At 75.1% G+C, this 12824-nt stretch carries 11 protein-coding genes; 10 read left to right on the top strand and 1 reads right to left on the bottom strand.

Annotated elements, in window-relative coordinates; genetic code table 11:
- From QSK10_RS19865 to QSK10_RS19820, 10 genes are all read left to right on the top strand, one after another.
- Nucleotides 1-603, top strand: coding sequence for a dTDP-4-dehydrorhamnose 3,5-epimerase family protein (locus QSK10_RS19865; protein ID WP_285664359.1), 603 nt, complete (start codon nucleotides 1-3; stop codon nucleotides 601-603).
- A 57-nt stretch (nucleotides 604-660) separates the two neighbouring features.
- A complete protein-coding gene (locus QSK10_RS19860) occupies nucleotides 661-1128 on the top strand; it encodes a hypothetical protein (protein ID WP_285664358.1) in 468 nt (155 codons plus the stop codon).
- A 7-nt stretch (nucleotides 1129-1135) separates the two neighbouring features.
- The gene (locus tag QSK10_RS19855; RefSeq protein ID WP_285664357.1) at nucleotides 1136-1603 is read left to right on the top strand and encodes an NUDIX domain-containing protein; all 468 of its coding nucleotides are present in this window, start codon (nucleotides 1136-1138) and stop codon (nucleotides 1601-1603) included.
- A gap of 134 nt (nucleotides 1604-1737) precedes the next feature.
- The gene (locus QSK10_RS19850; protein WP_285664356.1) at nucleotides 1738-2253 is read left to right on the top strand and encodes a hypothetical protein; all 516 of its coding nucleotides are present in this window, start codon (nucleotides 1738-1740) and stop codon (nucleotides 2251-2253) included.
- Nucleotides 2250-3908, top strand: a complete 1659-nt coding sequence (locus QSK10_RS19845; RefSeq protein WP_285664355.1) for an Hsp70 family protein — start codon at nucleotides 2250-2252, stop codon at nucleotides 3906-3908. Before QSK10_RS19850 ends, QSK10_RS19845 begins: the two co-directional genes overlap by 4 nt.
- A gap of 2 nt (nucleotides 3909-3910) precedes the next feature.
- Nucleotides 3911-6274, top strand: a complete 2364-nt coding sequence (locus QSK10_RS19840) for a SaeA-related protein (RefSeq protein WP_285664354.1) — start codon at nucleotides 3911-3913, stop codon at nucleotides 6272-6274.
- Entirely contained in the window at nucleotides 6274-7470 is a 1197-nt protein-coding gene (locus tag QSK10_RS19835; protein ID WP_285664353.1) for a TRAFAC clade GTPase domain-containing protein, read from the top strand. Before QSK10_RS19840 ends, QSK10_RS19835 begins: the two co-directional genes overlap by 1 nt.
- Entirely contained in the window at nucleotides 7467-9791 is a 2325-nt protein-coding gene (locus tag QSK10_RS19830) for a GTPase-associated protein 1-related protein (RefSeq protein WP_285664352.1), read from the top strand. The genes QSK10_RS19835 and QSK10_RS19830 overlap by 4 nt, the downstream gene beginning before the upstream one ends.
- Before the next feature lies 1 nt (nucleotide 9792).
- A complete protein-coding gene (locus QSK10_RS19825; protein WP_285664351.1) occupies nucleotides 9793-11349 on the top strand; it encodes a TRAFAC clade GTPase domain-containing protein in 1557 nt (518 codons plus the stop codon).
- Nucleotides 11346-11516 carry a hypothetical protein gene (locus QSK10_RS19820; RefSeq protein ID WP_285664350.1) on the top strand — a complete coding sequence of 57 codons (171 nt, stop codon included), beginning with the start codon at nucleotides 11346-11348 and terminating at the stop codon, nucleotides 11514-11516. Before QSK10_RS19825 ends, QSK10_RS19820 begins: the two co-directional genes overlap by 4 nt.
- Here QSK10_RS19820 and QSK10_RS19815 read toward each other — a convergent pair.
- Nucleotides 11509-12765 carry a VWA domain-containing protein gene (locus tag QSK10_RS19815; RefSeq protein WP_285664349.1) on the bottom strand — a complete coding sequence of 419 codons (1257 nt, stop codon included), beginning with the start codon at nucleotides 12763-12765 and terminating at the stop codon, nucleotides 11509-11511. The genes QSK10_RS19820 and QSK10_RS19815 overlap by 8 nt on opposite strands.
- Nucleotides 12766-12824 lie beyond the last annotated feature (59 nt).

Raw genomic sequence — 12824 nt, 5'->3', positions numbered from 1 at the left:
GTGAGCATCGAAGAGACCGGCATCGAAGGCGCCTGGGTGTTCCGGCCGCGCGTGTTCCCCGACGCGCGCGGCGGCTTCCACGAATGGTTCAAGGCACCCCTCGTCGGCGAGCGGCTCGGGCACCGTTTCGGCCTCGCCCAGGCCAACTGCTCGGTGTCCTCGGCCGGAACCCTGCGCGGTGTGCACTTCGCCGACGTCCCGCCCGGCCAGGCGAAGTACGTGAAGTGCGTCCGGGGAGCGATCCTCGACGTCATCGTCGACGTCCGCGTGGGCTCACCGACCTACCGCCAGTGGCGCGCGGTCCGCCTCGACGACGAGACGCACGCCTCGGTGTACCTCGCCGAGGGACTCGGCCACGCCTTCATGGCCCTCACCGATGACGCGACGGTGGTGTACCTGTGCTCCGAGGGCTACGCGCCCGAACGCGAGCACGGCGTGAACCCCCTCGACCCGGCCCTCGGCATCGAGTGGCCGGAGGTGGTGGAGCCGATCCTGTCGGAGAAGGACGCCGCCGCGCCGAGCCTCGCCGAGGCGGAGGCGCTGGGGCTGCTGCCGACGTGGGAGGCGTGCCGGGCGTACGGGCGGGAGTTGCGGGCGCGGTAGGGGGAGTGCGTAAGCTGCCGTCGCCCACGTTGATCACGCCCCGCCCGAGGTGCCCGCATGCCCGTTCACCGGCCCGAGCCGAAGACCGCCCCGCTGCGGCTGATCCTGCACGCCGTCAGGTTCGCGACCATCACGGTCTTCCTCGTCTGGGTGATCACCTGGCGGTACGTCTGGTGGTACCACCTGTCCGTGACCGTCGTGCTCGCGATCGCGGTCGGGCTGCTGCACGCGGGACGAGGCAGCCGCTTCGTGCGCGATTTCGTCGGCGCGCTCGCCGGTGAGGCGGCGAAATGGCGTCACGGCTCGCTGCGTGCGGCGATGACCAAGGTGGACCTGGTCTTCGGCCTGGCGTTCATACCCGTGCTCGCCGGCGTCTTCGTTCTCGACGCATACGGCCGGGGCGAGCACGCGCGTGTCGCCTACGTGCTCGGCGCGCTGACCGTGGCCCTCTGCGTGAGCCAGACCCTCTGGGAGTTCGCCGGGATCGACCGCGAGCCGGACACGGCCGGTGCCCCCGCGGGATGATCCCCCCATGCTCCCCATCCCCGCGCCCGTCCTGCGCCTCCTCTTCCCCCTCCGGCGCGCCTACTGGCACCTGCGCAGGCCGCGCACCTTCGGGGTGAAGGCGCTTCTCGCGCACCCCGACGGGGGTGGCCGGCTCCTGGTCGTGCGGCACTCCTACGGCGATCGCGCGCGGTGGGGGCTGCCCGGTGGGGGCTACCGCCCGGCGCGGGAGACGGCGGCCGAGGCGGTGGCGCGGGAGGTGCGCGAGGAGCTCGGCCTGGTCATCGCGCCGGGCGCGTTCGCCGAGCTGGACACCGTCCTGGTCGACGGTGGCGGCAAGCGCGACACTCTCACGCTGTTCGCGGCGAGGGCGGTGGACGCGGGGGTGCGCAGGTCGCCGGAGCTCGCCGAGGCGCGGTGGGTGGCGGACGTCGGCGAGCTGGGTGCTGCGCGGGTCTCGCGGTGGCTGCGGCTGGCGCTGGAGCGGCGGGGGTAACGTCCGCGCAATGAACACCGCCCGATGGGGCATCGGTGCAGGTCGCAAGGTAAATAGCTCCACATTGGATGGTCCTCACCGCCGGTGACCGGGGATACACTCGGGCATCACGTCCCCGGCCCAGGAGTCCCCCAATGTCCGAAGTGGACGACGGCGTGGCGGTGGAGGCGCATGCTCCCGTCACGGCCGCCGCGGTCGAGGCGCTGCGGGCCGAGCTGGCCGCGCACGGCGCGCGGGCGGCGGCCCGGGAGGAGCTGATCATCCGGCTCCACGACGAGGTGCAGCGGCTGCGGACGGGGGAGCGGGCGGCGTTGTTGCGGCCGGTGATCGCCGATCTGGGCCGCCTTCGCAACGCGCTCGCCAGGCAGGCCGCGCAGGCGGGTGAAGCGGGCGTGCTGTTCGCGGGCTTCGCCGACGAGGTCGGGCTGAGCCTGGAGCGCGTCGGCGCGAGCCCGGTGAGCCCGAAGCCGGGGGAGCCCGTCGAGATCGGCGCGCACCGGGTGGTGGGCGTCGTGGAGACCGGGGACGCGGGGCTGGACGGGACGGTCGCGTCGGTGGACGCCGACGGGTACTTCGACGGGCTGGCCGGCAAGGTCGTCGTCCCGGCGCTGGTGCGGGCGCATCGCCTGAAGCGAGAGGAAGAGCAGTGAGCGACGAGATCTTCTTCGGCGTCGACCTCGGCACCACCAACTCGGTGATCGCCTACATCGACCAGGTCGGCGAGCCGACGGTGGTGCCCAACCAGGACTCCGACGGCGACATCACCGCCTCGGTGGTCTACATCGACGACGACGGCTCGCCGGTGGTCGGGCAGGCCGCCAAGGACGTCGCGCCGCTCTACCCCGACCGGGTCGTGGCGCTGGTGAAACGCGAGATGGGCCGGGACCGGGAGTGGGCCATCGGGGGGCAGAGCTTCACCCCCGAGTCGCTGTCGGCGCTGATCCTGCGGCGGCTGGCCGACAATGCCTTCGCCCATACGGGCAAGCCGGTCGGGAAGGCCGTCATCACCGTCCCCGCCTACTTCGGGATGCTGGAGCGGGGCGCGACCAGGAACGCCGGGCGCATCGCCGGGCTCGACGTCATCGGCATCGTGCCCGAGCCGGTCGCCGCCGCGCTGCACTACGACGTCGTCGCCGACGCCGAGGGCAAGACGATCCTGGTCTACGACCTGGGCGGCGGCACCTTCGACACCACCGTCATCGCCATCGAGAAGGGCTCCATCGAGGTCCTCTGCACCGACGGCGACTCCCAGCTCGGCGGCGTCGACTGGGACCGGCGGCTGGCCGACGTGATCCTGCGCGAGTTCAAGGAACGCGTCGACCTGGGCGACGAGGACCCCGAGGACAACGAGCACTTCATGCGCGAGGTCCTGGCGATGGCCGAGGACGTCAAGAAGGGCCTCAGCCGCGCCCAGAGCCGCCCCGTCGCGCCCCGGCTGGGCCAGACGGGCGCGCGGTTCGACGTCACCCGCGAGCAGTTCGAGGCGGCCACCGCCGACCTGCTCGACGCCACCATCGACTACACGCGGCGGACCCTGGCCACCCTCGCCGAGCGGCACCCGGGCCGGAAGGTCGACGAGGTCCTGCTCGTCGGCGGCTCCACGCGCATGCCCGCCGTCGCCGCCCGGCTGGAGGCCGAGCTGGAGCTGACGCCGCGCCTGCACGACCCCGACCTCGCCGTCGCCAAGGGCGCCGCCCGCTACGCCCTCGGCCAGGCCGTGTGGGCCTGGGACGGGGACGAGGACACGCCCGGCGAGGACCGCGTCGCCGCCCGCGCCGAGGCCATCGCGGCCTCCACCGGCATCGCCGCCGCGACCATCCGCAAGATCGCCGAGAAACGCGTCGTCACCGTCCTGCCCAAGGCCTTCGGGGTGCGGCTGGTCGACACCAGCAAGCCGGGCTGGATGGACGACGTGGAGGGCTCCTCCTACATCGAGCACCTCGTCCACGCCAACGACCCGCTCCCGTCCGGCCCGCACCACCGCGAGCTGGGCACCGTCGTCGACGACCAGGGCGAGATCGAGATCCAGCTCTACGAGCAGTCCGGCGCGGTGGAGAAGCCCGAACTGGCCTTCAACACCGCCATCGACCACGACTCCGGCCTGGTCAGCGGCATCCCCAAGGGCAAGGCGGGCATGCCCGTCCACATCGACATGACCATCGACGAAGAGGGGCTGCTGTCCCTCACCGCCACCGAGCCCAGCTCCAAGAAGGAACTGACCATCCGGGTCCGCATCAACGTCCTCGACGACGACCAGGTGGAGGCCGCGCGCCGGCGCATCACGGCGCTGACCGTCAAGGGCTGATCGTGGGCCTGGAAGTGGGAGCATTCGACGCCGCCGCCTACGAGCGCGACGTCCTCCGCCCGCTGCGGGGACGCTCCGGCGCGCTGCCCGAGGACCTGCTCCTGCGCTACGGGATGCCCCGGCCCCTCGCCGGTCCCGAGCTCGCCGCGCACCTGAAGGCCGTCCGCTCCTACTGGACGGTCAAGGCCGGGGGAGCGGGCAACCTCGCGCGCCTGTGCCAGCTGCTCCAGGCCGAGGACGCGCGCCTGTCGCGCGCCCAGGACCTCACCAGCGCCGCCTTCTGGGTCTCGGCCGCCGGGGAACGCGACCGCGTCTCCGCCGGGCTCATCGCCGAACTCGCCGCCGACCTGCGCCGCCAGTACGCCGGTGGCGTCACCCGAGAGCAGCTCGACCGGCTGCCCGCCCGCTACCGGACCCTCACGCCCGGGCAGCGCGACCGCGCCGCCGCCGACGCCGGGGTCCGCATCATCACCACGATCGCGCTGCCGGTGGAGTGCGGCCTGACGCCCAGCCAGCTCGGCGACCTCGACGACAAGCTGGGCCGCTGCGGCGCCCGCAGCGTGGTCGCGCTGCTGATCCCGGGCGTCAACGAGCCGTTCCGGCTCATCGGGGGCCTGGCCGTGCCCGGCAGCCCGTCGCTGAAACTGAGCCGGGGCGTGGTCAAGGCCGCCCGCCAGGAGGCCGAGGCCCTCGGCAACGACCCGGGCGCGCAGGCCCGCCGCGCGGCCGTGCGGCTCGTCGACCACGCCGTCGAGGACGGCGCCGACCCGCTCGCGATCGCCCTCGCCCACTTCGTGCACCTGCTGACCGAGACCGGCGGCGGTGGCGCCTTCACCGTCCGCGAGGCCACCGACCGGGGACTGCACCCCGAGGACGCCGAGGTGCTGGCCGCCAGCCTCGCCGGGCACCGCGCCGCCCCCGACACCGCCACGCCCGCGAAGGTGCTGGAGTACCTGGGCAAGGGCCGCCTGCGGGCCGCGCAGCAGGCCCTCCAGGGCGTGCCGTCCGACGTGGACGGCCGCGCGCCCGCCGCCGAGGCCGTGGACGCCGCCCAGGCCCGGCTGGACGCGCTGCTCGCCCGACTGGAGGGCGCCGAGCCGGGCTCGGCGGAGACCGCCACCATGGAGAGCGTGCTGCGCCAGGCCGCCGCGATCGCCGCCGACGACCCCGCGATCGCGGCCATGCTGGCGCGCGTCCCCCCGCCGCCGGTCACCGACCTCTCCGCCCGCGAGCACGATGGTGCGGCGGAGCTGTCCTGGCGGATGCCGCCCACCGGCTTCGCCGAGCTGACCTACCGGGTCGTGCGCACCACCCGCGTCCCGGCCCGCGCGCCCCACGAGGGCCGCGTCGTGGCCACCACGACCGCCTCGCGCGCCACCGACCGCGATCCGCGGCCCGGGCATGCCGTCCTCTACACCGTCTTCGCCACCGGCGGCGCCCCCGCCGAGGCCGGCACCGCCTGGTCCCCGCCGGTGACGGCGTCCCTGCGGCTGCTGCCACCGGCGGCGGGGGTGACCGGGCGCTCGCGCGACGGCGAGTCCACCGTGTCCTGGCACCTGCACCCGGCCGCCTCGCGCGTCAGCGTCCACCGCACCGCCGACGCGCCGCCGCGCGAGCCGGGCGAGGGCGTGGAGATCCCGGCGGGCCAGGGCGGGTGCACCGACTTCGGCCTGGAGGCCGACCGGGACTACTTCTACGCCGTCACCGCCTGGTACCGCGACGAGGACGGCGGCGAGTGCGCGGCGCCCGCGGCCGTCGCGGCGGTCTCCACGCGCGCCAAGCCCCTCGCCAACCTCGCGCCCGTCACCGGCCTGAGCCTCGAACCGCGACCGGACGGGCTGCTGGTGGCGTGGGTGTGGCCGCCGGGCACGGGACTGGCCGAGGTCACCGCCGGCGGTGTGACCCACCGCGTCACACAGAGCCGCTACACCACCGAGGGCGGTTTCCTGGTGCCGCTGCCTAGGGCCGCCGCCGAGATCGAGGTCCGCACGGTGCGCGCCGATCCCGACGGGGACGTGTACTCCACGCCGGTCGCCGCGCGGCACGTCCCGGCCGCGGTGACCGTCGCCTACCGCGCCGAGCGCGCCGGTGGGCTGCTGCGCGGGCGGCGCTGGCGCATCAGCGTCACCGCCGACGGGCCCTGCGCCGGTGACCTGGTGGTCGTGGCCGCGCCCGGTGTGGTCATGCCGGTGCGGCCCGATCCGGCCCAGGTGGTGGGCCGGTTGCGGCTGCGGCCGGGTGAGTCCACCGTGGAGGTGCGCGTCCCGGACGCCGTGGGGAAGCGCTACTGGCTGCGCTGCTTCCTCGACGGCGCGCCCGGCGCGCGCCTGCACGATCCGCCGCTCTCGACGCTGCGAGTGAGCTGATGGCCAAGACGACCTGCCCCTTCTGCTACCGCCCGATCAAGGCGCGCGACATCCTCTTCGTCTGCAGTGGACGATCGGCGCCCGGGATGCCCAAGTGCCGCCGCGCGGTCGATCCGCGCCGGACGGAGGAGACCGGCTACCGGGGCGCGATGCGCCCGGTGTTCACCGCCGCCGAGGCGTGGCGGGAGCGCCGGTTCGCGCCCTTCGGCGGGGGCGACCTGGCCAACTGCCCGCACTGCCGGGCCTCGTCCGGGGTCCGCGCCTGCCCGCACTGCCACACGCCGCTGCCGCCGGAGTTCGCCGAGGCCACCAGCCCGCTCATCGCGATGGTGGGCGCGTTCGGGGCGGGCAAGACGGTGTACCTGGTGGTCCTCTCGCATGTGCTGCGGCATCAGCTGGCGGCGCGTTTCGACGCCGCGATCCGGCTGACCGGCGACGCGCAGGGCGGGGAGACCACGGGTGTGGAGTGGTGGCAGAACAATGTGCGCGCGGTCTTCGACGAGCGGCGGCTGTCCCCGCAGACCGGTGGCGCGCTGGACGGGCGCCGCGAGCCGGTGGTCTTCGAGTGGCGCAAGCGCCGCCGGGGCGGCACGCGCACCAGTTACCTGTCCTTCTACGACACCGCCGGGGAGGACTTCGGTGGCGAGGACCGCGCCCGCGACCTGAAGTACCTGGCCTCGGCCGACGCGCTGTTGCTGCTGCTGGACCCGTTCATGCTCAAGGCCGCCCGCGACGAGGCGGGCATCCCCGCCGACGGCCGCCGCCGCGACGACGACCTGCTGGTCGCGGTGGAGTCGGTGACCACGGCCCTGCGCGAGGCGCGCGGACGCATGGGCAAGCGCATCGACATCCCCGTCGCGGCCACCTTCTCCAAGATCGACGCGTTCTTCGGGCTCCTCGGCCCCGATCACCCGATCCGCCGCGTCGGCCCGCCCGGCGAGTTCTACGACGAGGCCGCCGGGGCCGACCTGCACGAGCACGTCCGGGCGCTGCTGGTGGACTGGGGCGGGCACACCGTGGACGGGCACCTGCGCACCAACTACCGCGACTTCCGCTACTTCCCGGTCTCGGCGCTGGGCGAGCCGCCGGTGGGCGGCGCGATCAGCGACCGGGGCGTGCGGCCGCTGCGGGTGGAGGAGCCGCTGCTGTGGCTGCTGTCGAAGTTCGGCGTGGTGGCGTCGAGGAAGCCGCGATGACCGGGCGCCTGGAGTCCCTGGTCTACACCGACTGCCTGCCCGGCCGCAGCCTCACCGGGCAGGCCGGTTTCGGGTTCCAGACCGCCACGCCCGGCGCGGGCGCCGAGGCGCGCGCCCTCACCCGCGACCACCTGCTGTACGAGCCGCCCGCCGAGTGGATGCGGCAGGGCCGTCCCGTCGCCGACTACCCGGTCTCGCTGGCCTACGTCCACGCCGACGGCTGGTACGCCACCGCGTCCGGGATCTACCTCGGCAAGGAGGCCAAGGGCGAGCGCCAGGGCAATCACCTGACCCACGCCGTGCTCACCCGCGATCCGGCCGCCTACGACCTGATCCGCCCGGCGCAGCTGGCCGGGGCGGGTTTCTGGCGCGCGGCGCCGGGCGGGGACGCGCCGGAGGTGGGGCCGAACTGGGAGCCCGGTGACCTGGACGCCGACACCGTCGCCGCGCGCGTCTCGCCCGGCCCGCTGGGGGCGATGCTGGCGGCGCTGACCGGCGGTGAGGAGCGCGTGGTCCTGGTGGGGGAGGACGCGCGGGAGGTGCTCACCTGGATCGCGGCGGTGACGCTGCTGCTGCCGCAGCGGACCGCGCTGGACACCGGCTTCAAGGTCTTCACCACCCGGCCCTCGCACGGCGCGCACCGCCTCGTGGGCGTCCATCCCGACTGGTTCGGGGAGCCGCCGCCCGGGGTGCACGTCTTCGACCTGCGCGACGGCACGCACACGCCGGTCGCCGATGACGAGGTGTCGGCGCTGTGGGCGCGCCTCTTCTGCGCCGAGGACGCCCTCGACGTGGTCGACGCCGTGGAGCTCGCGGCTCAGTGCTGTCAGGGATCGGACGGCCTGGACGTCCCGGCCGCCCAGGCCCTGGCCTGCGCGGCCTTCTTCGGTCACGTCCCCCCGATGCGGCACGCCCCCGCGCTCATCGCCTGGCTGCGCGACAGCGACGACGACCGCTACCGCGCCTACGGCCGCGGGGTCACCGACGCGCTGATGCGACTGCCCGACCTGCCCTACGAGATCCTGTCCGCCCTGCACGACCTGGCGGTCACCGGACGCCTCGCCGAGGAGGCCGCCACGATCCGGCTGGCGCTGCTGGAGGAGGAGTGCCGCGACACCGCCGTGCGCCCCGGCACCCTGCGCGCGCTGCCGGACGAGGTGTGGCGCCACGACGACGAGGCCCGCGAACGGCTCACCGAGCATCTGCGGGAGGCCGATCCCGCGCGCTTCCACCGGCTCCTGCGCGTCCGCGCGCGCTTCGGCGTCCCCTGCGACCCGCTGCGCGACGCCCCCGCCGCCGCGATGGAGTTCCTGGACTGGTGGTCGCAGCGGCCCGCGCTGCGCCCCGACCCCGGTGAGCTGGACGCCGGCCTGCGCGAGCGGCTCGCCGACCTGCTCGGCGACCGCTGCGCCGAGGACGACGACGAGGCCGCGCGCATCGGCGCCGAGTGGGCGTCCTGGCTGCTGCGGCAGCGGCCCGAGACCAGCGACCACCCCTTCTTCCTGGCCTGCCTGGGCGCGTCGATGCGCACCGCCCCCGCCGAGCTGCGCGCCCGCCGCGCCCGGCGGCACCTGGCCGCCGCGTCCCCCGCGATCCTGCCCGCCGTCGCGGCCGCGCTGTGGCGGTGGCGGTCCCCGCAGCGCGAGGACATCGCCGCGATGCTGCCCGCGCTGCCGCCTGGGACCGTGCTGGACCCGGCGCTGTTCGCCGCGTTCCGCGCCCGCCTGCTCGCCCGCGACTCCACCCTCGACGTCCTCGACATCGACATCGCCGAGGCGCTGCTGGGCAAGGGCCTCCTCGACGACGACGTGCGCGCCCTCGTCGCCGACGCCGCCGAGCTGGCCGCCCTGCGCGTACCGCGCGGCCAGGACGGGCTCGTGGCCGTGGCCTCCCGGCTCGGTCACCTGCACGAGTACGCGCCCCAGCTGCTGCGCCTGCACGGGCGCGTCGTGCTGGCGGTGCTGCTGAACCGGTCCCTGCCGGCCACCGCGACGCTCGTCGTGCCCGACCTCGCGCCCGCCGAGCGGGACGCCTACGCCGCCGAGCTGGCCCGCCGCCTGCGCGAGCCGTCCGGCGCGATCCTGTACTGCGCGTACATGGTCGTGCGCGGCGGGCACGCCTCACCGGAGGCCGAGGCGCGGCTGACGGTGGCGCTGCGCAAGGCCGTCCGCGCCGCCCCCGACGCGCTCATCGCCCGCGCCACCGAGGTCGCCGCCTCCGTCCGCGCGACCTGGCGCGACGCGTGGACGGCGCACGTCGAGCAGGTCCGGCGCGGCGGCATCACCCGCCTGTGGCGGGGTTCCCGCGGAGCGGGCGGCTGACGTGGGCACCTCGATCGTGTGGGGCGTGGGGATCTTCCTCTACCTGGTGGCCGCGTGGGCGGCGCTCACGTGGGTCTCGGCGCCGCTGGCGCTGATCTGCGCGGGCGTGGGCGCGCTCGCCGGGACGGTCACCGCGTTGCTGCTGACGGGGTGGGTGTTCACCGGGGGTGACTCCGGCGTCCGCGTCATGACGCCCGAGCAGGTGGCGAGCGGCGCCGCCGGTGGGCGAAAGCACCCGAACCTGCCGCGCCGCGACACCGCCTGGGCGGCCTACTTCGCCGGTCCCGTCGTCCGCGATGTGCGCGGGGTGTGGGGCGCGGTCGTGCGCGTGACGAGGCGTGTGTGGGGGTTCTTCTGGCGCGAGGAGCTGCGCCAGATCTACCTCGCGCTGTTCCCGTTCACGCTCCCGGCCGCGATCGGGCTGGCCGTGTTCACCCTCAGCGGGCTGGGGGTGGCGCTGGCCGTGACGGTCGTGACGGCCGCCCTCACGACCGTCCTGTGGCTGCTCGGTGGCGCGCTGACGTGGGCGATGCGCGGCGCCGATCGCGCCTACCAGGCGATCTTCCGCTCCAAGACCGGCTGCCCGCACGAGGACTGCTGGTACGTCAACCCGCTGCCCGCCTACCGCTGCCCCGGCTGCGGGCAGGCCCACCGCGACCTGCGGCCGGGCCGCCTGGGCGTCCTGTGGCACGTCTGCGAGTGCGGACGGCGGCTGCCCACCACGCGCCTGCGCGCCGGGCACCGGCTGCGCCCGGTCTGCCAGCGCTGCCTGCGCGACCTGGCCCTGGGCGCCGGGAAGCTCACCGACGTGCGCGTGCCGGTGTTCGGGGCGACGTCCTCGGGCAAGAGCCGCTTCATCATGGCCGCCTTCGGGTCCCTGCACCTGGCCGCGGGGGACGCCGTGGAGGCCGCCGACATCGACTCCGACCGGGCCCTGCGCGACTACGACCGCGACCTCACCGCCGATCTGGGGACCGCCGCCACCGCCGTCGTCCCGCCCAAGGCCGTCACCGTCCGGCTGCGGCTGCCCGGGCGCCGCCTCAACGGCGCCTGCCTCATCCACGTCTTCGACGCCGCCGGGGAGTACTCGCAGAACCGCGAGATCAACGAGGAGCTGTCCTACCTGGACCACGCGCGCACCCTGGCGTTCGTGCTGGACCCCTTCGCCGTCCGCGCGGTCAGCGAGCAGGCCGGCGGCGACCTCCTCGGCCGCGCCAACCGGTCCCTGCACGACCCCGAGGACTCCTACGCCGTCACCGTCCAGCGCCTCCAGGCCTACCGCGTCAAGACCCACGAGCGGTGCCTGGCGGTGGTGGTGTCCAAGGCCGACCTGCTGGCCCGGATGCCCCTGGCGGCCGGGCTGGTGCCCGAGGACGACTCGGTCCGCGCGTGGCTGGCCGGGCAGGGCCTGGGGAACCTGGTGCGCATGGCCGAGAGCGACTTCCGGTCCGTGCGGTACTTCCTGGTGTCCTCCCGCAAAGGCGCCTACGGGAGCGGAATGGACGCGCTGGTGCCGCTGCGGTGGCTGCTGGCCGAGGACGGAGTGGAACTGCCGTGAACCAGCCCATCTCGCACCGCCTCTCCCGCGTCGTGCTGCTGCTGGCGGTGCTGCTGCCGCTCGCGGCGGGCGCGGGGGCGCTCGCGCGCAGCGGCGTCCCGGCCACGGTGTGGGAGTGGTGCGTGCGGTTCGTGGCCGCCGTCCACTCGCACGCGCCCTTCAGTTAAGGGGCCGTGCGGCCCGGTCGGCGCGCAGCTCGGCGACCTCGATGTCGGAGCTCCTCGCCTTCGCCGACAGCCGCACCCGCCCCTGCTCGGCGTCGTCGATCTCGACCAGCGCCGCCAGCGTCGTCAGCGCCTCCCGGTTGCCCGAGCTCGCCGCCAGCCGCACCGCCCGCCCCAGCTCCGCGGCGGCGGTGACGGTGTCCCCGGACCGGTGCGCGGCCAGCCCCGCCCGGATCGCCGTGGCCAGCACCCGCTGGTCGCGGTAGTGGGCGACCTTCGGGTCGATCGCCGCCGCCAGCCGCACGTCCGTGGTCCGCTCGGCGGTGATCAGCGCCTGCGCGCGCAGCTCGCCGTCCACGACCACCGCGACCCGCGCCAGCAGCCGCTCGTCGCCCACCGGCCCCGACGGCAGCGAGGCCACCAGGTGGTAGTCGCGGCTCTCGGCGCCCCACGCGCCCGTGGGATGGTCGCGCGTGAACCGGTCGACCCGCCGAGGCTCGCCGAGGTCGCGGGCGCGCGGCCACACCTCCCGCAGTGAGACGATCGTGGCGTCCGGCGGCGTCCACAGGCGCAGCGAGACGTCCCCGGCGATCCGCGCGACCGTCGCCGCGGTGATCGAGGCGAACTCCGCCGCCAGCCCGCTCGGGTCGACCAGCCCGTCGGCGCTGCCGCCGAGGGTGTCGGAGATCAGCCGCAGCTCGGTGGCCCGCCAGTCCTCGCCGACACCCCGCGCGTCGCACACGAACTCGCCCTTGCAGGCGCGCAGGGTCTTCTCCAGCACCCCGCGCGCCTCGCCGTTCTCGCCGTCGGTGAGCAGGATCGCGTGCTTGACGGTGGCCCGCGCGCCCCGCAGCAGCTCACGCGCCTCGGCCAGCCACGTGGACATGTGCGTGAGCGAATCGGCCGAGATCAGCCGGATCGCCTTCAGCGCCGCCTCCCTCGTCGAGCGCTCCGCCACCGCCAAACCCTTGCCCGGATAGACGTTCCGCGCGTCGTCGCCGCCGGAGACGATCGCGAACAGCGTCCCGTCCGGCATCGTCCGCACCGCCGCCGCCGCGGCCTGCCGCGCGGCCTCGATCCGCGCCCCCGCCATGGACCCCGACCGGTCGATGAGCAGCACCTGCGCCGCCGGGATCACCGGCGCCGACGGCCCCCGCTCGGCGGTGACGGTGATGACCGCGTCGACCCGGGTGGTGTCGGGGGAGAGGAAGTCGTTGTAGTGCGCGGAGATGGCGAAACGCGCGTCGTCCATGGTCCGATGATGACGGTGGGGGAGGGCGATGGGGGTGCCCGGAAGGGCAGGATCGCGGT

The sequence above is a fragment of the Actinorhabdospora filicis genome (assembly GCF_030269765.1).
GTDB lineage: Bacteria > Actinomycetota > Actinomycetes > Mycobacteriales > Micromonosporaceae > Actinorhabdospora > Actinorhabdospora filicis.
This window is presented reverse-complemented; position numbering and strand designations above follow the sequence as displayed.